At 44.0% G+C, this 23,245-nt stretch carries 20 protein-coding genes; 2 read left to right on the top strand and 18 right to left on the bottom strand.

The features are described 5' to 3' along the window. Positions 1-4 precede the first annotated feature (4 nt). The 11 genes from RCH61_RS05650 to RCH61_RS05600 all read right to left on the bottom strand — a co-directional run bounded on the left by RCH61_RS05650 (position 5) and on the right by RCH61_RS05600 (position 12,694). Positions 5-1,162, bottom strand: a complete 1,158-nt coding sequence (locus RCH61_RS05650; RefSeq protein WP_178007888.1) for a cysteine desulfurase family protein — start codon at positions 1,160-1,162, stop codon at positions 5-7. Between the two features lie 70 nt (positions 1,163-1,232). Beyond that, positions 1,233-2,000, bottom strand: a complete 768-nt coding sequence (locus RCH61_RS05645; RefSeq protein ID WP_178007886.1) for a 16S rRNA (uracil(1498)-N(3))-methyltransferase — start codon at positions 1,998-2,000, stop codon at positions 1,233-1,235. An 18-nt stretch (positions 2,001-2,018) separates the two neighbouring features. Then, a complete protein-coding gene (prmA, locus tag RCH61_RS05640) occupies positions 2,019-2,972 on the bottom strand; it encodes a 50S ribosomal protein L11 methyltransferase (protein WP_178007883.1) in 954 nt (317 codons plus the stop codon). Positions 2,973-2,976: 4 nt separating this feature from the next. Further along, positions 2,977-3,984 carry a glycoside hydrolase family 25 protein gene (locus RCH61_RS05635; RefSeq protein WP_306480100.1) on the bottom strand — a complete coding sequence of 336 codons (1,008 nt, stop codon included), beginning with the start codon at positions 3,982-3,984 and terminating at the stop codon, positions 2,977-2,979. Continuing rightward, on the bottom strand, positions 3,960-4,460 hold the full coding sequence (locus RCH61_RS05630; protein ID WP_306480099.1) for an MOSC domain-containing protein: 501 nt from the start codon (positions 4,458-4,460) through the stop codon (positions 3,960-3,962). The genes RCH61_RS05635 and RCH61_RS05630 overlap by 25 nt, the downstream gene beginning before the upstream one ends. 132 nt (positions 4,461-4,592) lie before the next feature. Further along, complete coding sequence (gene moaA, locus RCH61_RS05625; protein WP_306480098.1) at positions 4,593-5,564, bottom strand: GTP 3',8-cyclase MoaA; 972 nt, start codon at positions 5,562-5,564, stop codon at positions 4,593-4,595. Then, entirely contained in the window at positions 5,561-6,637 is a 1,077-nt protein-coding gene (gene moaCB, locus RCH61_RS05620) for a bifunctional molybdenum cofactor biosynthesis protein MoaC/MoaB (protein ID WP_306480097.1), read from the bottom strand. The genes moaA and moaCB overlap by 4 nt, the downstream gene beginning before the upstream one ends. Positions 6,638-6,807: 170 nt before the next feature. After that, positions 6,808-8,643: an ABC transporter ATP-binding protein gene (locus tag RCH61_RS05615; protein ID WP_306480096.1), complete on the bottom strand. Its 1,836-nt coding sequence runs from the start codon at positions 8,641-8,643 to the stop codon at positions 6,808-6,810. Beyond that, entirely contained in the window at positions 8,636-10,930 is a 2,295-nt protein-coding gene (locus tag RCH61_RS05610) for an ABC transporter ATP-binding protein (protein WP_306480095.1), read from the bottom strand. Before RCH61_RS05610 ends, RCH61_RS05615 begins: the two co-directional genes overlap by 8 nt. After that, positions 10,927-11,382 (bottom strand): MarR family winged helix-turn-helix transcriptional regulator, encoded by a 456-nt coding sequence (locus RCH61_RS05605; protein WP_306480094.1) that lies wholly within the window; start codon positions 11,380-11,382, stop codon positions 10,927-10,929. Before RCH61_RS05605 ends, RCH61_RS05610 begins: the two co-directional genes overlap by 4 nt. A 136-nt stretch (positions 11,383-11,518) precedes the next feature. After that, on the bottom strand, positions 11,519-12,694 hold the full coding sequence (locus tag RCH61_RS05600) for a DUF4317 domain-containing protein (protein WP_306480093.1): 1,176 nt from the start codon (positions 12,692-12,694) through the stop codon (positions 11,519-11,521). Between the two features lie 279 nt (positions 12,695-12,973). On the opposite strand from RCH61_RS05600, the gene RCH61_RS05595 reads away from it, so the two are divergent. Next, a complete protein-coding gene (locus RCH61_RS05595) occupies positions 12,974-14,302 on the top strand; it encodes an MATE family efflux transporter (RefSeq protein ID WP_306480092.1) in 1,329 nt (442 codons plus the stop codon). A gap of 142 nt (positions 14,303-14,444) precedes the next feature. On the opposite strand, the gene pflA is transcribed toward RCH61_RS05595, so the two are convergent. The 3 genes from pflA to RCH61_RS05580 all read right to left on the bottom strand — a co-directional run bounded on the left by pflA (position 14,445) and on the right by RCH61_RS05580 (position 19,202). After that, a complete protein-coding gene (gene pflA / locus RCH61_RS05590) occupies positions 14,445-15,194 on the bottom strand; it encodes a pyruvate formate-lyase-activating protein (RefSeq protein ID WP_306480091.1) in 750 nt (249 codons plus the stop codon). A gap of 144 nt (positions 15,195-15,338) precedes the next feature. After that, complete coding sequence (gene pflB / locus RCH61_RS05585; RefSeq protein WP_178007862.1) at positions 15,339-17,591, bottom strand: formate C-acetyltransferase; 2,253 nt, start codon at positions 17,589-17,591, stop codon at positions 15,339-15,341. 279 nt (positions 17,592-17,870) lie between these two features. Next, a complete protein-coding gene (locus RCH61_RS05580) occupies positions 17,871-19,202 on the bottom strand; it encodes an MATE family efflux transporter (RefSeq protein WP_306480090.1) in 1,332 nt (443 codons plus the stop codon). Between the two features lie 225 nt (positions 19,203-19,427). Here RCH61_RS05580 and RCH61_RS05575 point away from each other — a divergent pair, with 225 nt between their 5' ends. Next, positions 19,428-19,910 carry a GNAT family N-acetyltransferase gene (locus tag RCH61_RS05575; protein ID WP_306480089.1) on the top strand — a complete coding sequence of 161 codons (483 nt, stop codon included), beginning with the start codon at positions 19,428-19,430 and terminating at the stop codon, positions 19,908-19,910. A gap of 140 nt (positions 19,911-20,050) precedes the next feature. Here RCH61_RS05575 and RCH61_RS05570 read toward each other — a convergent pair whose 3' ends face one another. From RCH61_RS05570 to RCH61_RS05555, 4 genes are read right to left on the bottom strand one after another with little or no spacing between them, the layout of a single operon-like run. Continuing rightward, a complete protein-coding gene (locus RCH61_RS05570; RefSeq protein ID WP_306480088.1) occupies positions 20,051-20,677 on the bottom strand; it encodes a cytidylate kinase-like family protein in 627 nt (208 codons plus the stop codon). Positions 20,678-20,692: 15 nt separating this feature from the next. Then, complete coding sequence (locus RCH61_RS05565) at positions 20,693-21,403, bottom strand: ABC transporter ATP-binding protein (protein WP_178007077.1); 711 nt, start codon at positions 21,401-21,403, stop codon at positions 20,693-20,695. A gap of 11 nt (positions 21,404-21,414) precedes the next feature. After that, on the bottom strand, positions 21,415-22,173 hold the full coding sequence (locus RCH61_RS05560) for an ABC transporter ATP-binding protein (RefSeq protein WP_178007079.1): 759 nt from the start codon (positions 22,171-22,173) through the stop codon (positions 21,415-21,417). Next, entirely contained in the window at positions 22,173-23,240 is a 1,068-nt protein-coding gene (locus RCH61_RS05555) for a branched-chain amino acid ABC transporter permease (protein WP_178007081.1), read from the bottom strand. Before RCH61_RS05555 ends, RCH61_RS05560 begins: the two co-directional genes overlap by 1 nt. Positions 23,241-23,245: the final 5 nt, after the last annotated feature.

Here is a 23,245-nt window from a genome sequence, read left to right as displayed (position 1 = left end):
GAAATCAGCGCCGTGTATATTTCCGAAGCATCGGAATACAATTATATAGTGTTTCCAGTGTATAGTCAATTTCTTCTTTCGTTGTAAACTCCGATAAACTGAACCGAAGTGTTGACTCAAGATATTCTCTTGGCGTTCCCGTCGCCTGTAGTACGCCGCTGACTGCCGGATGATTGGATGCGCACGCCGAACCTGCCGACACACAGATTCCGCGATCTTCCAGCGTATGGAGCAAAACTTCGCTTCTTACCCCTGCAAATCCCGCGCTGATAATATGCGGCGCGCTTCCTTCATCTGTAAGTCCATGCACTTTCACATTGCCGATCTCTGAAATACGGTCTATAAAATACGTTTTCAATTCTCGCATGTGCGCTGTTTTTAATTCAAGATCCTGATAAATCATCTTTGAGGCAAGCGCCAGTCCTGCGATCCCAGGTACATTTTCTGTGCCCGAGCGCATATCTTTCTGCTGTCCTCCGCCGAAAATGATCGGTCTGATCTTCACATGACTGTCCACATAGAGAAACCCTGCCCCTTTCGGTCCGTGAATCTTATGCCCGCTGGCAGATAGCAGATCCACCCCAAGCCTTTTCGGATAAATCTTATATTTTCCGAATCCCTGTACGGCATCTGTATGAAACAGGATCGACTGCTTATACCGCTTCACGATCTGTGCTGCTTCCGCGATCGGCTGAACAGTTCCGATCTCGTTATTTACATACATGATCGACACAAGGATCGTTTCCGGACAAAGCGCCTCTTTCAATGCATCCAGCCGGATTCTTCCGCACTCATCAACCGGAAGATAAGTGACACGAAATCCTTCTTCCTCCTCCAGATAACGCATCGTATTGAGAATGGCAGGGTGCTCCACGCAGGAAGTGATCAGATGATTTCCGTTTCTTTTATTTGCCCTCGCACACCCGATCAGCGCCTGATTATCACTCTCCGTACCTCCGGATGTAAAAATAATTTCTTTTGCATTCACTTTCAAAAGCTTTGAAATCGTTTCTTTTGCTTCTTTTATATATCTCTCAGCCTCCACTCCTTTCCGGTACATTGCCGATGGATTTCCATAATCCCGACACATAATATGATACACAAGTTCTCCCACTTCCGGGTAACACATCGTTGTAGCTGAATTGTCAAGATAAACTTCCATAATTCCTTTCCTTTACTGATTTCTTGCTATAATATTGGGAACAGCAGATGTCTGACATCTTACTATTAAACTATGAATCTTTCCTCTGTGATGATACAGCGCAGCTTTCAATATGATACATCAAAATTGAAAGCGTCGTAAGCCCTGCCGTCTCTGTTCTTAAGATCCGTTTTCCAAGTGTGATCGGACAGGCTCCCGCTTCTTTCGCGAGCAGCACTTCTTCCTCTTCAAAACCGCCCTCCGGTCCGATAAAGATTCCGATCGACTGTCCCGCCCGGATCTGTTCAATGACTCTTACTGTCTCTGCCATTCCTTCTTCCAGCTCATACGGAATGAGGACAACATCAAGTTTTCCTGCCTGTTTCAGCGCCTCCGAAAAAGAACTGACTAAACCAACTTCAGGAATCACCCCTCGCCCCGACTGTTCAGCCGCGCTTTTGGCAATCATCTGCCAGCGTTCCTGCTTTTTTGCCGCTTTCTTCTCATCAAGCTTCACTACCGAACGCTTTGCTGAAAATGGTACGATCCTATGTACGCCGAGCTCTACTGCCTTTTGTACGATCCATTCCATCTTATCGCCTTTCGGAAGTCCTTGAAACAAAATGATTTCAGACGGAAGTTCCGTATCGGTATCCAGTTTTCGAAACACATCAAGCACCGCCTGATCCTTCTCATACCGGTTCAGACAACAAAGATAGGTCGTTCCCTGTCCGTCATTGATCCGCACATCCTCTCCCGGTTTCATGCGAAGTACATTTTTCATATGATTCAGATCCCCACCTCTGATCAGGATCTCATTTTCCGTAATCCATTCCGGTTGTGCAAAGAACTGCTGCATCCCTCTTCTCCTTATAATTTAATTTTTACGCGCTGTCACGCAGACCCACTCGCCTTGATATGTAACATCAAGCACCTCCAGTCCTGCTTTTTTCACAGCTTCCACTACGGTACTCTCTTTATCATCAATAATTCCGCTCGTAATATAAATTCCGCCTTTTTTCAGCTGATTCACAATCACCGGAGTCAGCTCCACAAGTACATCTGCTAAAATATTTGCCGCAACAATATCATAACACTCGTATCCTGCTTTATCCTGCACTTCTTTGTCGTCGATAATATTTCCGATCATCACTTCATAACGGTCCTTTGCAATGCCGTTCACTTCCATATTTTCATGAGTCGCATCAATAGCGCAAGGATCTAAGTCTGTTCCGACCGAATGTTCTGCCCCGAATTTCAAAGCGAGCATTCCAAGAATACCGCTTCCGCATCCCACATCGAGGATCTTCGTATTTTCCGACACATATTTGCGGATCTGACGGATGCAAAGTTGTGTTGTCTCATGCATTCCCGTTCCAAACGCCGTACCCGGATCAATGTGAATGATCATTTTATCCTCATCTTCAGGTTTGACATCTTCCCAAGACGGAATGATCAAAACATCATCTACATAAAATTGATGGAAATACTGCTTCCAGTTGTTCACCCAATCTACATCTTCCGTTTCTGACTCTTCGATCAGACACTCTCCGACATCGACATACGCTGACATGTCCTGCAATTCTTTTCTTACTTCTGACAAGATCTGTTCTTTGTCATCTTCCGGTTCTAAATAGAAACTCAGATACGCCACGCCGTCATCCGCTTCGGTCTGCGGCAGAATGTCTACGAACATCTGCTCCTTATCTGACTGACTGAGAGGAATTTTATCCTCAATCTCCACTCCCTGAATACCGAGATCCATCAGCATACTGCTTACAATATCCTCTGCTTCCGTTGTCGTCTTCAACCGAAATTTATTCCATTTCATATTCTTAATCCTCCTGAAACCATAAATTCAAATCTACATTTCCGGCAATACCTGGCACTGCCCCTGTTTCACTATACTGCCATATTTTATAATGATACGGACACTGAGGTATTTCATGATAATCCGCATACCAAAAATCATACTCCCCAAGCTGCTCCATATCAAGCATAAATGTCATCCATTTCATATTGGCATAGATCATCGGATCATATCCGGCATGTTTGATCGTATCACAGAACACTTTACAATAATTTGTAAAATCCTGCCGCGTATTATCATCCGTTCTCGCTGTATCCCATTTGATCTCCTCCGTATCAAAAACAACCGGACCTGTGATCTCATAATGTTTCAAATGCTCGAGCACAAATTCTGCTTCTTCCACTGCCTCAACCGGAGAAACCGCCTGTGAGAAAAAATACACCCCGACCTGTAGTCCTGCCTCCAACGCTCCCTTCACGTTTTGATCGTACATCGCATCTAAAACAAGAGATCCGCTCTCACCGTAAGCACGATACCCAAGACGGATCATAACAAATTCAATGCCGGATTCTTTCACCTGTTTCCAATCGATCTCTTCGCCTTGAAATTCAGATACGTCAATCCCGAATCTTGCCGTCACATTCCCCTTTGGATCTTCATATCTTTTGTACCCTGTTTTCTCATCATTTTTTAAATAAGAAAAATCATACGAGCATTTCGGTACAGTCTCAAGCAGAGAAGCTTCGTAACTGTTGCCCTCTACATCCTGAAAACAATATAGTTTCTCTTCACTGTTTCCGTCTGCATTTTTAAGAAAAGAACCATTCGACTGAGCAATCCAATCTTTTACCGTCTCCTCTTTCGGCTCTTCTGTCACATTTGGGGAAAACGTCTCTTTTTTCGAAGAACATGCCGTAAGAAGCAGTAAACAACCGATAAGAAGCAGACATTTTCCCACGCTTCCTTTAAAATGTTTCTTCCTACGATCATTTGCGTTCTCTTTTCCATTCACTTTGTTTCCGCCTCTGCCCATAGATCTTCCTCTTCCACTTTTTTGACAAACATCCTGTTTCCCGTCTGAATCTCCCCGCCATGGATTACTTTTGCAAAAACGCCTTCTCTAGGCATAATGCATTCTCCCATCTTCTGAAAAATACGACAACCGTGATGACATTCTTTGCCGATCTGCGTGATCTCCAAAATTACATCCCCGCACAAAAGTCGCGTTCCGACAGGAAGCAGACGAAAATCGATCCCCTCCACTACGAGATTCTCTCCAAAAGCGCCGTCCGCCACTTCTGCCCCTTTCTTACGAAACTCTTCAATCTTCTCATGTGAAAGAAGACTCACCTGCCGATGCCACTTGCCGGCATGAGCGTCACCTTCTATCCCAAAATCTTCTATAAAATGTGCCCGGCCTGCATTGTGTTTCTCTGTTCCCTTTTCTCTGCTTACGCAGACCGCTTTCACGATTCCAATTCCTGTCATTTCCGCCATTTCTTCTATCATCTCCCCTGCCTTTTTCCGTCTGATCTGTCTGATCCGTTCCTCGCCTTCTTCTCCGGCTTTTTCCTCTCTGTCTTATCTTTCCACCGTCTTTACTTTTTGCCTGTACGCTTAATCATTCGATTGGCAGCACTTTTATCCGCCGATTCTGGACATCTCCTTTGTTTCAATCTCCCCTTCTTTTTCGGACCGCTCAAACTCATGACCGACAGGTTTTAAAAATACCGCCTCCCGCATCTTTTCCTCAATCCGTCCGTCATCCGCCCCGCTTCTCAACATTCCCCGAAGGTCCGTGCCGCTTCCGTATTGCAGACAAGGCTTTAGAAACCCCTCTGAAGTAAGTCTGATCCGATTACATTTATAACAAAATTTGTGTGAAAGGGCGCTGATAAATCCGATCCTTCCCTCGAATTTCTGAAAACAGATGTATTCTGCCGGTCCGTTTCCCAATCTTTTTTTATATATTTCACATTCACCAAATTCATCACAAAGCAATTTATATATTTCTTCAGATGTTTTTCCGTTAAAATTCTTTCCCATTCCAATAGGCATCATCTCAATAAACCTGACATCTATGTCCCTCTCCTTTGCCAAAAACGCAAGCGGAACGCAATCTTCTTCATAAAGAGGCACACAGTTTACTTTCACCTTTAGTCCCGGATATTTTAATGCAGCTTCCATACCTTCCAATGCCTTTTTCACATCTCCGCCCCGGGTAAGCTGAAAATAGCGTTGTTCATCAAGTGTATCAATACTGATATTCACCGAATCAAGCCCTTTAGAAACGAAATCCTTCACCTGCTCCTTTAACAAAATTCCGTTTGTTGTCAAAGTTACCTCTTCGATTCCCGAAAGATTCTTTAATCTTCCGACAAGCTCCGGCAGATTCTGACGCACAAGAGGTTCTCCCCCTGTCAGTTTGATTTTTGTGATGCCAAGCCTGACTCCGATCTTGCAGATTCTTTCCACTTCGTCGAATGAAAGAATCTGTTCCTGAGGAAGAAAAGGAACGCCTTCCTTCGGCATGCAGTAAACACATCGCAAGTTACAACGGTCTGTTACAGACACTCTCATATAATCAATCTGTCTGCCGTACTGATCTTTCATCGTCCGCACTCCCCCGCCTGATCGGTCAGTATGTCAAGTCCATGTTCTAATACCGGAAGTACTGCCTCCAAATTCTCCTTCACAGCTTTCGGACTTCCCGGAAGGTTCACGATCAAAGTCTTCTTTCGGATCACGCAAACTGCCCTGCTTAACATCGCCCTTGGCGTCACTTTAGCCGAAGCCGCTCTCATCGCCTCTGCGATCCCCGGAACATTTCGATGCGCAACCGCCATTGCAGCCTCCGGAGTACAATCACGCGGAGAGAATCCCGTTCCCCCTGTTGTAAATATAATATCAACTTTCTCTTCATCACAAAGTGTACATAGACACTTTTCAATTTCTTTTTGTTCATCTGGAAGAAGTTCTGTCCGCACAACATCGTACCCCTGATCCGCAATCATATCACAGATCAAAGGACCGCTTTTATCTTCCCGTTCTCCTGAAAATCCTTTATCGCTCATCGTAACAACCGCCGCTTTCCACCTGCACGCCCGTTTCTCTTTTTCACGACATACCTTCTTCGCGTCTTCTGCTTTGGCTTTTCCCGCAGATCCATTTTCCGCCGACAGCTCTTTACCAATGAGTTTGGCATATTGACCAAAATCATTCCATATGTCTCCGCTTTTGCCTCCGGTCTTTTTCAAAAGGCTGATTCCGCTAATCTCCATCTTCTTATCCAATGCTTTACACATATCATAAATTGTAAGAAGCGCGACACTTACTCCTGTCAGCGCCTCCATCTCAACCCCTGTCTTCCCCGTCACTTTCACAGTGCAGATACAATAGATGGCACATTCTTCTTCATCCATATGAAAATTCACTTTACAATTCGTGATCGGCAGTATGTGGCACATCGGAATCAGATCTGACGTACGCTTCGCCCCGGCGATTCCCGCCGTCGCCGCCACAGCCAGAACATCCCCTTTTCCGACTGTCCCGGCACTGACCGCCCGAAAAACTTCCCGATTCACAATAATCTTTCCCGCCGCCGTCGCCTCACGTACAGTTTCTTCTTTTCCGGTCACATCGACCATGACCGCTTTCCCGTTCTCGTCAAAATGTGTTAATCCCATATAGAGTCCTTTCCGTTCTCTTACATTTTTCCAAATCATTTCTATTTTACCACAGTTTCATAATTTTTTCGATGAGAAGATTCTAAAAAAGGAATGTCTCGTACCGCCCTATGCTAAAAAAAGAGGACTCCGCACCTTGTAAGCAAGCTTACGCTGCGGAGCCCTCCTTTTTATGCGCAGGTCTGATCTGTTGATTCAAACTGTGAATTGTATAGTTCGGCGTAGAAGCCGTTTTGGGCAAGGAGTTGTGTGTGTGTTCCTTGTTCGATGATGTCGCCGTCTTTCATGACGAGAATAAGATCTGCGTCCCGGATTGTTGATAATCTGTGAGCGATAACGAAGCTTGTTCTGCCCTTCATAAGATTATCCATCGCTTTTTGGATTCTTACTTCGGTTCTTGTATCGACCGAACTTGTGGCTTCATCAAGAATAAGGATCTTTGGATCTGCAAGTATTGCTCTTGCAATCGTAAGAAGCTGTTTTTGTCCTTGTGAAATATTCGTTGCTTCTTCGTTGATTTCCATTTGATAGCCGCCCGGAAGTGTTTGAACGAAGCGATGAACATGCGCCGCTTTTGCCGCCTGTATCACTTCTTCCTCTGTTGCGTCAAGTTTTCCGTAACGGATGTTATCCATGATCGTTCCGTGGAAAAGCCATGTATCCTGGAGCACCATTCCGAACATTTCTCTCAGTTCACTTCTGTTGAAATCTCTTACATCGTGACCGTCAATCTTGATCGATCCGCTGTTTACATCATAAAAGCGCATGAGCAGTTTGATCATCGTTGTCTTTCCCGCTCCTGTCGGACCGACGATGGCGATTTTCTGACCTTCTTTTACGTTTGCAGAAAAATCATTAATGATAATCTTTTCCGGATTATATCCAAAATGAACGTTTTCAAACTGAACGTTTCCACAAAGACCTTCCACCGAAACCGGATGTTCAACAGTCTGATCCTCTTCTTTTTCTTCAAGAAATTCAAACACCCTCTCCGATGATGCCGCGGCAAGCTGAAGCATATTTGTCACCTGTGCAACTTGCTGGATCGGCTGTGTAAAGTTTCTTACATACTGGATAAATGACTGGATATCTCCGACTTCGATCGTATTTTTGATTGCCAGAAATCCTCCGAGGATGGCAACTCCTACATAACCTAAATTGCCTACGAACTGCATAACCGGCATCATCATGCCTGAGAAGAACTGGGACTTCCATGCAGAATCATACAATTTATCATTTGTCCGGTCAAATTCCCGGATTACATCTTCTTCTTTATTAAATGCTTTGATAACATTATGTCCGCTGTACACTTCCTCAACCTGACCGTTTACATTTCCGAGATATTCCTGCTGTCCGCTGAAATATTTCTGCGAATGCTTCATAACAAATGAGATCAAACCAATAGAAATCGGAAGGATCAAAAGCGCCACAACTGTCATAAGCGAACTGATGGAAAGCATCATGACGAGAACCCCGATCAGTGTTGTCACAGAAGTGATGAGCTGTGTCGCACTCTGATTTAAACTTTGACCGAGAGTATCAACATCATTGGTCACACGAGAGAGCACCTCGCCGACAGGTTTCGTATCAAAATAATTCATCGGCATCCGATTTACTTTTTCAGTAATATCTTTTCTCAAACGATACGTCGTTTTCTGTGAGATTCCCGTCATGATCATTCCCTGAATAAACGAGCAAAGCGCGCTGACTACATATAAACCGAGGGTGATCAGAAGGATCTGTCCGATCTTTCCAAAATCCATTCCTAACCCGCCTGACACCTTACTGACAAGTCCGTTAAAAATTTCCGTTGTTGCCTTACCTAATATTTTCGGACCGACAATGTTGAATACCGTTCCGCACACTGCAAAAATAAAGACAAAAAACATCTGCACTTTGTAGATACTCATATATTGAATAAGTTTCTTGATCGCGCCTTTAAAATTCTTCGCTTTCTCGCCGCCTCGCATTCCACCGTGAGGTCCTTTCATTCCATGTCTAGACATCGCTTCTCACCTCCTGTTCCGCAGTTTCTGCCGTCTGTGCTTCTTCTCTTTCTTCCATTTCTACAGCTTCACTTTGCATCCCATCTCGAAGTTCTTTCTCAGACAACTGGGATGCCGCAATCTGTTTGTAAACTTCGCAGTTTCTAAGAAGCTCTTTATGTGTACCCATTCCTGCAATCTTTCCATCATCAAGAACAATGATCTGTTCTGCATTCAAGATTGTACTGATTCTCTGCGCCACGATCAACACCGTGCTCTCCTTCGTCTGCTGTTTCAGCGCCCTGCGCAGAGCCGCATCTGTTTTGAAATCCAAAGCGGAAAAACTATCGTCAAAGATGAATACTTCCGGATGTCTCGCAATCGCTCTGGCAATAGAAAGTCTTTGTTTCTGACCTCCTGACACATTCGAACCACCCTGTGAAATAGGACTTTCGTATTTGTGCGGCTTTGCTTCGATAAATTCTGTTGCCTGGGCGATCTGCGCCGCTTCTTTCATCTCCTGTTCACTGCCTTCAGAATTTCCGAACATAATATTCGATGCGATATCACCTGAGAACAGCAAACCTTTCTGCGGGACATATCCCAGTTTTTCTCTCAGATCATGCTGCGTTACCTCACGAATATCTACTCCATCCAAACGGATACTGCCTTCTGTCACATCATAAAAACGCGGAATCAGATTAACAAGAGTCGATTTTCCACTTCCCGTACTTCCGATGATTGCCGTTGTTTCCCCTGGTTTCGCCGTAAATGTGATCTCTTCAAGAACATTTTCATCCGCTCCCGGATATTTGAAAGATACATGATCAAATGTCAGCACACCTTTTTCATTTTCCTCAAAAGACTGCGGCTGCTTCGGATCATGGATCATTGTCTCACTGGACAAAACTTCTTCCACACGATCTGCTGCAACAGCGGCTCTTGGCAGCATAACTGACAACATACAGATCATAAGGAATCCCATAATAATCTGCATTGTATACTGGATAAACGCCATCATATCTCCGACCTGCATCTGCCCGTCATTAATCCCATGGGCGCCGGACCATATAATCAAGACAGAAATTCCGTTCATAATAAGCATCATGATCGGCATCATAAATGTCATTGCACGGTTTACGAACAGATTCGTTTTCATCAGATTCATATTCGCCTTATCAAACCGCTCTTCCTCATGTTTCTCTGTGCTGAACGCCCGGATAACCGGAAGCCCGGTCAGAATCTCTCTCATCACGAGGTTTACTCTGTCAACCAACTTCTGCAAACTCTTGAACTTCGGCATTGCCACTGCAAACAGAAGCAAAACAACAAGCGCAATCAAAACAACTGCAAGACCGATGATCCATGACATCGAAACGTTTGTCTGAAATACCTGCACAACGCCGCCAATCGCAAGAATAGGCGCATAAAGAACAATCCTAAGCAGCATCACAATAATAAACTGTACCTGCTGGATATCGTTTGTACTTCTCGTAATCAAAGACGCTGTAGAGAAATGATCGAACTCATTACTGGAATATCCCACAACCTTCTTAAATACTCTTCCGCGCAGATCGCGTCCTGCCGCCGCTCCCACACGAGATGCAAGGAATCCTACAAGAACGCTCGCCGCCATTCCGAGGAACGCAAGACCGATCATTTTCGCCCCTGTTGCAAACAAATATCGAAACTGCAGTCCATCCATATCGATTCCCAGATCTGTGTAAGCGCCTTTCACATAACTTACGGCAGCCTGTTCTATAATCGTATCCGGAAGCTCTTCTGTCTGCTTTTCCATCTCTGATACGAGCATCTCTCTTTGCTCCTGCGGCATCATTTTCATAATTTCAAGAACTGTCATATCTTCCGATGCCATTTCCGGCGGAAGCTGTGCCTTCAACTGTTCCTCGATCTCCGCGGTCATCTCACTGCCCGAATCCAATCCCGCCGCCATCATCATAGGTCCTGACAGTATACTGCTTAATTCTGTCCTTTTGTCCCCATCTTCCTTCACGGCATCTTTTAAAACATAGGCATTCTCTTCATATGTTTTGTCGTCTTTTTCATACTCAGACAAAACGGTTGCCCCATCTTTTTCCGAAGTAAAGAGCAAAAGCGTTTCCATGTCTTCTTCAGAAATCGCATCCGGTATCTGGTCTTCCACTCCGCCCTGCTGGATTCCCACATTGACGATATCAGACGTATATGCAGGCAGAGACAGATCACAATATGCCTGCACGATCAAAATCGCCACGATCGCAAGAAGCGCTTTCCAGTGCTCGGACGCATACTTAAATAAGTTTTTCATACCTTTTCTTTCCTTTCATATTGATCAAGATTATTGTCCACATGCATCAGCAGTCTCCGAAACAAAATCTTCTCTTCCACGCTCATTCCTCCGAGCAGGATATCTTCCATTTTATCCGTCACATCTTTGATGGATTGAATGCATGAACAGCCTTTCTTAGTAAGCATCAGCCGCATGACTCTTTGATCCTCAGGATCTGTCTCTCTGACGATATATCCCGCCTGTTCCATTTTCCGTATAGATGATGTAATCGACGGAGCGGTAATATTCAACTGTTCTGCCAGCTCTTTTTGCGACATCGACTTGCAATGATGAAGTGTAAGCAAAATACTTGCCTGACTTCTGTTTAAATCAAATACACTGTACAGATCTTTTGCCGCAATCATTGCCCGATGAGATACGATTCCCAATATTCCGATTGTCGGTGCATCATTCATATTACACTGAAACATGTTATGCCTCCCTCTTCCATTTTATCTATTAGTTAGATAACTAAACAATATATTAGTAATATAATACAAAAAAGTCAACATATACATGTTGACTTCACATTTTTTTCATACTTTTTCACTAATTTTATTTAGCAGACTAACTATATATCTCCTGATCCGTTTCCCGTTCTTTCTCCTGATCTTTGCTTTTGATCGTCTGTACATCGATGCCATTCACTTCAATATGATCATCCACCGGAATGACAAGACACCGGCGTCCGTCGATGATCCTTGTCTCAACGAGATCTGCTCTCTCTGGATTCACCTTAATAATAATATCCGGCGTTTCGATCTGAAACTTTCTCGTTTCCGCAATATTCGTTGCCAAAAGAGATGCTTTTTCTCCTGCGTTTTCCACAAAGTTGCGGTCAAAGCTTTCCATTTTTTCCGCCTCCACACCGCTTTTCTCAAACACTTTTTTCATATCTGTCAGATCAAGCGCCAGCGGTTCCGGCTCTTCTTTATGTTCCTCAATCAGTTGATTCAGCGTTTCATGAATATTTCTGACCGTCTCGTAATCGCCGTCCTCTCCCAGCGTATCTTCGATAAGCATTTTAAACGACTCTTTCTGCGTATCAGCAGACATCGGCATCTTTGTTCCGAGAAGCTGATCGATCATTTCCGGCTGCAGATCTTCCGACTTCTTCGTATAATATAGTACGCTATGTAAATCTGTACTACGGTCATTAAAAGCCGGAAACAAAAACCCTTTATCAGGCATATCCACGATCCAGTCTCTGATGCGATCCTGGATACAGTTGCTCTCCGCATTATAACTCAATCCCGCTTTCGACAAAGAGACCGGACAGATACTCATAAGCAGATACTCGTATACTTCGTCGGATGCGTCGAACATCTCCATACCATCCGTAGATTTCCCCGGAATGTCATACATTGCATGGATAAGTATAATGTAATAATTTTCCCCATAATCATATGCCGAGATCACTTTATCATAGAATTCTTCCAAAAGCATATCATCCTGAAGTTTGCTGTTCCGCAATTTCAAAAGAAATTCCTGCGTTCCTCCCGGCATCTCCGCATCAATCGGAAATTCCATATTCAGCATATTTTTTCCAACCGTACCCGAAAGCGTCTTTTTGAAAATATCAAAATATTTAAACGCCTCCTCTTCCGGCAATGACAAGAACGCTTCTTTTGACTCCATCTTTTTTTCTTTTTCATGATCTACATAGCATCCGCATATGCGCGTGATCGCACAATTTGCCGGAGTAAACTGCTTCCTTATCTCCAGTATTTCCTTCTTATTCATATAGAAACCCCTTTCCGTTATTTCTGTAGTTCTGTTATTCTCCTTCTTTCTGTTTTCCGGCGCCGGTTTCATTTGCGCCGATCTCTTATATCATACACCTGATCAGGAAATTAAAAAAGATTTGATTTTCCATCTGTTCTATGTTACGATAGCGTCGCGAACGATCAGATTTGTTTGACAAATGATCGATCCGGCTATCAATGCATTTGGCTTTGCACCCTTTCTTTCAGATTCAGAAAGATGCAGCGGTCAGATGCCTTTTTTACGAAAGGAATTTTTATGATTGATACAGTACAAACTCAAAAGTCTATTTTCCCGACATTTTTAAAATATGTATCTGCAAATGTTCTCGGCATGATCGGATTTTCCTGCTATATTTTAGCAGACACTTTTTTCATCGCCCGCGGAATCGGTTCTGACGCGCTTGCAGCGCTCAACCTGACGCTTCCGGCATACAGTCTGATGAACGGAACCGGACTGATGATCGGCATGGGCGGAGCCGCCCGATACTCTCTCTCCTTTACACATCCTGACAGCAGGACGCACCGCACAGTGTTTACACACGCACTGCTTTTGGCAGGAATTGCCGCTCTTTTCTTCTCTTTATCAGGAGCATTCGGAGCAGAAATGATCTCCTCCGCTTTAGGTGCAGACTCTGAAACGATCGGCTATGCCTCGGATTATATCCGCATCCTGCTTCTTTTCGCCCCGCTGTTTCTCGGAAACAATCTGCTCCTTTGTTTCGTAAGAAACGATGGAGCTCCCCGTATTTCCATGACCGGAATGCTTGTCGGAAGCCTTGCAAATATCGTCCTCGACTATATTTTCATCTATCCGCTTGACATGGGAATGGCAGGGGCAGCCATTGCGACAGCAACTGCTCCGGTCATCAGTATGCTTATTATGTCCACCCATTTTATAAAGAAAAACAACCAGTTCCACCTCACAAAGATCAGGCTCTCCTTCAAACAGGCTGCAGACATCTGCTCTCTCGGAGTGTCTTCCCTTGTACTGGAACTTTCCTCTGGTATTGTTATCATCGTATTTAATTATCTGATCCTGAAATTAAACGGAAACACCGGAATCGCAGCTTATGGGATTCTTGCGAATATTGCCCTTGTACTGACTTCTGTCTTCACAGGAATCGCACAGGGAATTCAGCCTATTGTCAGCCGTAACTCCGGTACAGACGGGAAAAAGAACCGAAACAGTGTACGGAAATATGCTCTGATCACAAGCCTTTTGCTTGCCTTGATCTCCTATCTGACGATCAGCTTTTTTTCCGTACCGATCGCAGATGCATTTAACAAAGACCACGATCCTGTATTGACGGCGATTGCTTCCACCGGGATGAGAATCTACTTTATCAGCCTTTTCTTCTCAGGGATCAACATTATTTCATCCGCTTTTTTAAGTTCCTGCGACAAACCAAAAGAAGCTTTCCTTATTTCTGTTTTAAGAGGTTTTGCACTGATTATCCCAGCCGCATGGATCTTATCCGCCCTCTTAGGATTGACAGGAATCTGGCTTTGTCTGCCTGTAACCGAAGCAGTCGTATGTCTTTTATCCCTTCCGTTTCTGTTTCGGAAAACGTCTGACAGACGATGACATAAAAAGTGAAAAAGCATCGAAACAGAAGGATTTCTCCTTATATTTCGATGCTTTTCTCTCTTTTCGCTTCTCTTTACGGCACACAATCATAAGAGAGTATTTTCACAAGTTTACAAGTTCTGCATACATCTAACTGTTACTAATACTCTTCTGTATGCAGTATTTTATTTGCATTCGCAATCCGCTCTTTCGCAGGCGGGTCAATTCCTTCCAATGGATAGTCATATCCGAGTTCTTTCCATTTATATGCTCCGAGCGTATGATACGGGAGAACTTCTACCTTCTCCACATTTCCAAGACTTTCGATAAATTCATGAAGCTTTTCAAGAGATTCATCTTCGTCGCTTCGCTCCGGAACAAGGACATGACGAATCCAGACAGGTTTCTTGATCTCATCTAAATATTTTGCAAAATCAAGAATATTTTCATTCGTACATCCTGTCAATATCTTGTGCTTCTCATCATCAATCTGTTTAATATCAAGCATTACGAGATCAGTATATTTCATCAGTTCCTGAATTTTTCCGAAAAACGGTTCTTCTCTTGTAAACGGATTTCCGCTTGTGTCAAGTGTTGTATGAACTCCGGCTTCTTTTGCTTTGCGGAACAACTCTGTCAGAAAATCAATCTGAAGGAGAGGCTCTCCTCCGCTCACTGTAATTCCACCCTTATCACCCCAGTAAGTGCGGTAACGCAAGGCAGTTTTCAGAAGCTCGTCCGCCGTATACAACGTTCCTGCCTTAAGATTCCATGTATCCGGGTTGTGACAGAACTGACAGCGCATAGCACACCCTGTCAGGAAGATAACATAACGCACTCCCGGTCCGTCTACGGATCCAAAACTCTCAAGTGAATGAACATATCCTTTTAATTCATTTGTCTGTTCCATTCCGGCGTCTCCTTTTCATTTTTATAAAGATTTATAAAGAAACCGGTTCTTCTGCCAAAGATGATATCTCAAGCAAAAGAACCGGACTTTTCTCATCTCATAGTCACATTTTTCTTTCGAAAGAAATCTGCGGACTACTATTTATTACATAGACTCGTGGCAAGTTCTTGCGATTACGTCTAACTGCTGCTCTCTTGTCAGGTCGATGAACTTAACAGCATATCCTGATACACGGATTGTAAAGTTTGCATATTCCGGTTTCTCCGGGTGCTCCATAGCGTCGATCAGTTTATCTGTACCGAACACGTTTACGTTCAGGTGGTGTGCTCCCTGGTGGAAGTATCCGTCCATTACGCGGGCAAGGTTTACTTTACGCTCGTCATCATCATGTCCGAGTGCGCTCGGGCTGATCGTCTGTGTATTGGAGATTCCGTCAAGAGCCAGCTCGTACGGAAGTTTTGCTACAGAGTTCAGGGAAGCAAGAAGACCGTTCTTCTCTGCGCCGTAAGACGGGTTTGCTCCCGGTGACAGCGGCTCTCCTGCTTTTCTTCCATCCGGAAGAGTTCCTGTTGCTTTTCCGTAAACTACGTTTGATGTAATTGTCAGGATAGATGTTGTCGGCTCAGAATCTCTGTATGTATGGCATTTGCTCAGTTTGTGCATAAATGTCTTGAGCAGCCAGATTGCGATCTCGTCTGCACGGTCATCATCGTTACCGTATCTCGGGAAGTCTCCCTCGATCTCAAAGTCTGTTGCAAGTCCGTCTTCGTCACGGATTACTTTAACTTTTGCGTATTTGATCGCACTCAAAGAGTCTACTACATGTGAGAATCCCGCGATACCTGTTGCGAATGTACGTCTTACATCTGTATCGATCAGAGCCATCTCTGCTGCTTCATAGTAATATTTATCATGCATGTAGTGGATCATGTTCAATGTATCAACATACAGTTTGGACAGCCACTCCATCATCTCGTCATATTTCTCCATTACTTCATCGTAATCAAGATACTCAGCTGTGATCGGTCTGTAAGCCGGAGCTACCTGTACTTTTGTCTTCTCATCAACACCGCCGTTGATTGCGTAAAGGAGACATTTTGCAAGGTTTGCTCTAGCTCCGAAGAACTGAATCTCTTTTCCTGTCTGTGTTGCAGATACACAGCAGCAGATGCTGTAATCATCGCCCCATACCGGACGCATAACATCATCGTTCTCATACTGTACAGAACTTGTCTTTACAGAGATCAAAGATGTATATTTCTTGAAGTTTTCCGGAAGTCTTTCTGAGTAAAGAACTGTCAGGTTCGGTTCCGGAGACGGTCCCATGTTCTCAAGTGTATGAAGGAAACGGAAGTCGTTCTTCGTTACCATAGAACGTCCGTCCTGTCCAAGTCCGCCCATCTCAAGTGTTGCCCATACCGGGTCTCCTGAGAACAGCTCGTTGTATGACGGAATTCTCGCGAATTTAACCATACGGAATTTCATAACCATGTGGTCGATCAATTCCTGTGCTTCGCTCTCTGTCAGAACGCCGTTCTTCATATCTCTTTCAATATAAATATCAAGGAATGTAGAGATACGTCCAACACTCATTGCAGCTCCGTTCTGTGTCTTGATCGCTGCAAGGTATCCGAAGTATAACCACTGTACAGCTTCTCTTGCGTCTTTCGCCGGTTTAGAAATGTCGTATCCGTATACAGCAGCCATCTCTTTCATCTCGTTAAGCGCACGAATCTGCTCTGCGATCTCTTCACGAAGACGGAAGTCTGTTCCTTTCATGCCGTGTCTTGCATAACGCTCGAAATCGTACTGTTTTTTCTCGATGAGGAAATCAATACCGTACAGAGCAACACGACGGTAGTCACCTACGATACGTCCGCGTCCGTATGTATCCGGAAGTCCTGTGATGATCTTGTTGTGACGGGCTTTCTTCATCTCCGGTGTGTAGATGTCGAATACTCCCTGGTTATGTGTTTTATGATATTTCGTAAAGATCTCTTTCAATCTTTCATTCGGCTCATAACCATAAGTTGTACAAGCCTTTACTGCCATGTTGATACCACCGTAAGGCATGAATGCTCTCTTAAGCGGTTTGTCTGTCTGAAGTCCGACAACTTTCTCCAGATCTTTCATGCTCTCGTCAATATATCCCGGGCCATATGCTGTAAGTCCTGAAACAACCTCTGTCTCCATATCAAGAACGCCGCCTTTTGCACGTTCCTCTTTCTGAAGCTCCTGAAGTCTTCCCCACAGTTTATCTGTTGCCTCTGTAGGTCCTTCCAGGAAAGATTCGTCTCCGTCGTACGGTGTGTAGTTTTCCTGAATGAAATCACGTACATCTACAGAATTTTTCCAGTTTCTTCCGGCAAATCCTGCCCACTGATCAAATTGTGCCATAATTTGAAAGCCTCCTCTGAAATCTTATAATTATACTTGTCACGCCGGAGTACAGCCACTGTACTCTCGGATTATGCAATGAGCGATAACTCATCAAAATTGTGTCGTACTTTGTACCTCATTGCCACATGCGCTAGTATACCATCACCTGCCGGAAAAAACAACCTCTATAACGATAATCCTTCTCAAAAACGCCTTTGTTCTTGATTTAGTACAATCTTACCCATATGTACCGATATATTTACTATATATTGTGTTTGTTAAATCATTGTCATACTTTCAGTAGCGGTACTTTTTCTTCTCTTTTATCAAAAATGCCGCCGTCACCGCCAAAGCCATCACTTCCGCAGACAAAACAGATGTCCACACCCCGTCGATACCGATCAAAAGAGGAAGAATACATACCGCCGCAACCTGAAACAAAAACGTCCGCAAAAAAGAAATGACCGCCGACACAAATCCGTTATTCAATGCCGTAAAAAAGGAAGATCCCCATATATTTATCCCCATAATCAGAAACGAAAGAGAGAACAGACAGAAGCCGCGAACCGTCATTGAAAGCAGCTCTTCATCGTAACTTACGAATATTTTGACAAGCGGCACAGCCAACGCTTCCGCTGCCAATGTCAGTACAATTCCTGCCACAATCAAGATATTTCTGCTTTTCTTATACAGATTATGAAGTTCCCCTTCATTGCCCGCCCCGTAATGATAACTTACAATCGGAGCGCTTCCGACCGAATATCCCATAAAAACCGCAACAAAAATAAAATTTACATACATAATGACTCCAAACGCAGCAACGCCGTCCGCCCCTGCAAGTTTCATCAGCTGAAAATTGTAAAGGATATTTACAACAGACATCGACAGATTTGTCACCATCTCAGACGAACCGTTCACACAAGTCTTCAAAAGAACCCCTTTATATCGTTTCAGCCGCAACGTAAACTTCAATCCGTTCTGACTTCCTTTTACGAAAAAGAAAAACGGTGCAATCCCTCCTACGATCTGCCCCAGTCCGGTAGCAAGCGCAGCTCCTGCCACACCCCACTCAAATACCACGATAAACAGATAGTCAAATACAATGTTCGTCAATCCGGCGGCAACATTGATCTTCAAACTCAAAACAGGCTCCTCCGCCGCGACAAGAAAGCTTTGGAACATATTCTGTAAAATGAACGCCGTCTGCGTCGCAAAAAGAATTCTTCCATATACGATGCAAGGTTCTCTAAGTTCTCCCTCCGCCTTAAGAAGATGCGCAATTTGCGGCGTAAAAATAAAAAATACGACCGAGAAAATAATACTTAAAACAAGACCAAAGACAAGAATCATGGAAAAATATTGATTCGCCTGCTCCTTTTTTCCTTCCCCCAGTGTTTTTGCCACGACAGCGCTCCCGCCTGTGCCAAGCATAAATCCGATAGCCGCGATCCCCATCGACACCGGCCAAATCAGATTTGCCGCAGCAAACGGCGTTTTCCCGACAAAATTCGAAATAAAAAGTCCGTCTACAATACTGTACATCGACGTACAGATAAGCATAAGGATCGTTGACATTGTAAAACGGATCAATCTGCGGTATGTAAAATGATCCGAAAGCTGTATTTTCATATTCTTAATTCTCCTGTTTTCCCTCTGAAAATTTCCATATATTTCGCATTTAAGCGCAAAAGTTCTTTCCGTTCAGCTTCTGTCATATTAATCCGATATCGGATTATAGTCAACCTCTACTTTCTTCTCTCCTGCCTGCCGCTTTCTTTTCTTCATAGAAATAACTTCTGATCTCTGCTATAATACAAAACAGATATCAAAGATGTGGAAGAAAGGATTTTTATTATGAACATCCGAAAAGCAAACTTAGAAGAGCTCAAAACGATCATGAACTTATACGAAAATGCCCGCATATTCATGCGCGAACATGGCAATCCCGACCAGTGGGGCACATCTTATCCGCCCCAGGATATGATTGAAGACGATATCCGCCTTGGGAATCTATACGTCTGTACGGAAGAAGATACGATCGAAGCCGTTTTCTTCTATAAAGAAGGAATTGATCCGACCTATCTGAAAATTCAGGACGGACAATGGCTAAATGATAATCCCTACGGCGTCGTTCATCGGATCACTTCATCCGGAAAAGTAAAAGGCGCCGCCTCTTTCTGTCTTGACTGGGCATTTTCACAATGCGGAAACTTAAAGATAGACACACATGAAAACAATATTGTCATGCAGAATATGCTGAAGAAAAACGGATTTACTTACTGTGGCCGCATCTATGTGGAGGACGGCGGTGAACGGCTTGCCTTTCAGAAACTATAAAGAGATAAAAGCGTGTTTTTCACATCCCCAAAAGGACTTTCTCTCATAGGAACGAAGTTTTTATGGAATCAAAAAAACGCTGCAAAAGATTCAATCCGGTTACGGATCTGTCTTTTGCAGCGTTTTTATTCATCAAACACCTATGCTTCGTCAAAACGCACTTTCATATATGCTTTGATCTCTTCCACGCATTTCTCGAACCCAAGCTTTCCGCTGTTCAAACAGAGATCATAATTTCTCGCATCAACCCACTCATGACCTGTGTGATATCTGTAAAAATCACCTCTGTACTGATCTGTTTTCTCGATATATTTCTGCATCTCTTTTTCTGTCATGCTGTGTCGTTCCATCGAACGCTCCAGACAGAATTTTCTGTCTGCATGTACGAATACACTGACTACATTCGGATAATCTTTCAAGACATAATCGGCACATCTTCCGATAATGACGCAAGACTCTTTCGCCGCCAGTTCTTTAATGATCTTCGCCTGATAGTTAAACAGATTGTCATCCGATGTAAATTCTCTGTCTTCCGGAGGGAGCAGCCCTCCTTCATAAGGACGGCTCAACAGCTTAAACCATCCTGCCTTGCGGACTTTCTCATCCGACATCCCGAATAATTTTTCATTGATCCCGCTGTCCTCCGAAGCCATTCGGAGAATTTCTCTGCTGTAACAATTAATGCCAAGCTCTTTTGCCAGCATAGCCCCAATCGTTTTTCCGCCGCTTCCGTACTGCCTTGAAATTGTGATGACGATATTTTTCATTAAAATGCGCCTCCTTTACTCTCCAAGATAAGCTTTCTTGATCGAATCATCTTCCAAAAGATCTTTCGCATCTCCTGAAAGAACGATCTTTCCTGTCTCCAGCACATACGCTCTGTCTGCGATCGAAAGTGCTTTCTTCGCATTCTGCTCTACAAGAAGAACGGTAGTTCCGCTTTCACTCACCGCACGGATAATATCGAAGATCTCATTGACCATGATCGGAGAAAGTCCCATCGACGGCTCATCCATCAAAATAATCCGCGGTTTCGACATGAGTGCACGACCCATCGCAAGCATCTGCTGTTCTCCGCCGCTTAGTGTTCCTGCCATCTGATTTTTACGCTCTTTCAAACGCGGGAAACGCTTATAAACACTCTGCAGCGTCTCCTCGATCTCAGCCTTATCTTTTCGCGTATAAGCGCCCATTTTCAGATTTTCATAAACGCTTAACTCCGCGAATACCCTTCTGCCTTCCGGCACATGAGCCATTCCCATTGAAACGATCTTATGAGCCGGGGTCTTCGTAATATCTTTTCCTTCAAACAGAACCTGTCCGCTTTTCGGGGAAAGCAATCCGGTAATCGTATGCAGGGTTGTTGTCTTTCCCGCGCCGTTTGCGCCGATCAAAGCAATGACCTCTCCTTGATTTACTTCAAAAGAGATCCCCTTGATCGCCTGTATCACTCCATAATACACTTGTAAATCTTTTACTTCAAGCATTGCCATAACGATCCCTCCTATTCTCCAAGATATGCGGTAATAACCTGCGGATCGTTCAATACATCCGAAGTTTTTCCTTCACTGAGCACTTCTCCGAAATTGAGCACCGTCAGTTTCTCACAAATACCGCTTACCAGTTTCATATCATGTTCAATCAAAAGGATCGTCATATGAAAGTTTTCTCTCACAAAACGGATCATATCCATCAGCTCCCCTGTCTCGTTCGGGTTCATTCCCGCCGCAGGCTCATCGAGAAGAAGCAGCTTCGGCTCCGTTGCCAGCGCCCTTGCAATTTCAAGTCTTCTCTGCTGTCCATACGGAAGATTCGAAGCGTCCACATGTGCCACATCTTCCAGATTGAACACTTTCAGCAGTTCCATCGCCTGCTCATCCATCTCCTTTTCCACTCTGCGGTAGCTGGGAAGTCTTAAGATCCCTGAAAGAGCAGAATACTGATGTTTATTATGAAGTCCTACTTTCACGTTATCAAGAACACTTAACTGTTTGAAAAGTCGAATATTCTGAAATGTACGAGCAATTCCTGCCTTATTGATCTCAATCGTACTCTTTCCTGTAATATCCTCTCCGTCCAGCAACACTTTTCCGCTGTCCGGTTTATACACTCCGGTAAGAAGGTTGAACACCGTCGTCTTTCCGGCGCCGTTCGGACCGATCAGTCCGTACAGCGCTTCCTTTTCAATCGAAATATCAAATCCATTTACTGCACGAAGACCGCCAAATGAAATTCCGAGATTTTTTACTTCCAGTAATGCCATTATTTTACAGCCTCCTTTTTCTTCTTCCCAAAGGAAAGATATTTTTCTCTCCACTCGATCGCTTTCGGCGCCCAGTTAAAGAGCATCATAACAATAAGGACGATGGCGTAGATCAGCATACGGTAATCCGACAGTCCACGGAGCATCTCCGGAAGAAGTGTCAGGATCACAGCCGCAATGATCGAACCACGGATATTTCCGATACCTCCTAATACGACAAATACGAGGATCATGATCGACATGTTGTAACCGAAGTTGTTCGTGTTCGCTGTCAATGTAGACAGATTATGGGCATAAAGCACACCTGCCGCTCCTGCCATTGCCGCCGATATCGTAAATGCCATCAGTTTATATTTTGTAATGTTAATTCCTACGGATTCTGCCGCGATACGGTTGTCGCGAATCGCCATGATCGCGCGTCCGTCTCTGGAATGGATCAGGTTAATCACGATGAACAACGTCAGAAGGATCAGCAGAAATCCGATAAAAAACGTCGCGTCTTTCGGCGTTCCTGTAATTCCCTGAGGTCCGTTGATAATCACTTTTCCGTCCGGCTCCATATTCAGCGCCATCACATCTTTCGTAGAAAAATGAAACCCTTTCGAATCTTTTCCTATATACAGCACGTTCACGAGATTTTTAATGATCTCGCCAAACGCCAAAGTCACGATCGCCAAATAGTCCCCTTTCAGACGAAGTACCGGAATTCCGATCAAAATACCAAAAATGGCAGCAACCGCAATACCGATCAGAAGCGCTATGAAAAAGCGGAGAGATGCGGATTCGATCACATCTCTTGTACATTTTGAAAAGAATGCACTTGCAAACGCACCGACACACATAAATCCCGCATGTCCGAGACTCAATTCTCCAAGCACACCAACTACAAGGTTCAACGAAACAGCCATAATAATATAGATGCAAAGCGGAACCATCAAGCCTTCCAAAAGACTTGAAATACTTCCTGCGTTGATCAATGTCTGCATCACTACAAACGCTCCGATAACAAGTGCGTATGTGATCACATTACTTTTTGTTGTTTTCTTCATATTTTTTAACTTATCCATCACGC

It is taken from the genome of Mediterraneibacter sp., assembly GCF_030825015.1.
Classification (GTDB): Bacteria; Bacillota; Clostridia; order Lachnospirales; family Lachnospiraceae; genus Mediterraneibacter.
Note: the sequence above shows the minus strand (reverse complement) of the source record. Positions and strands in the feature narration are given on the sequence as shown.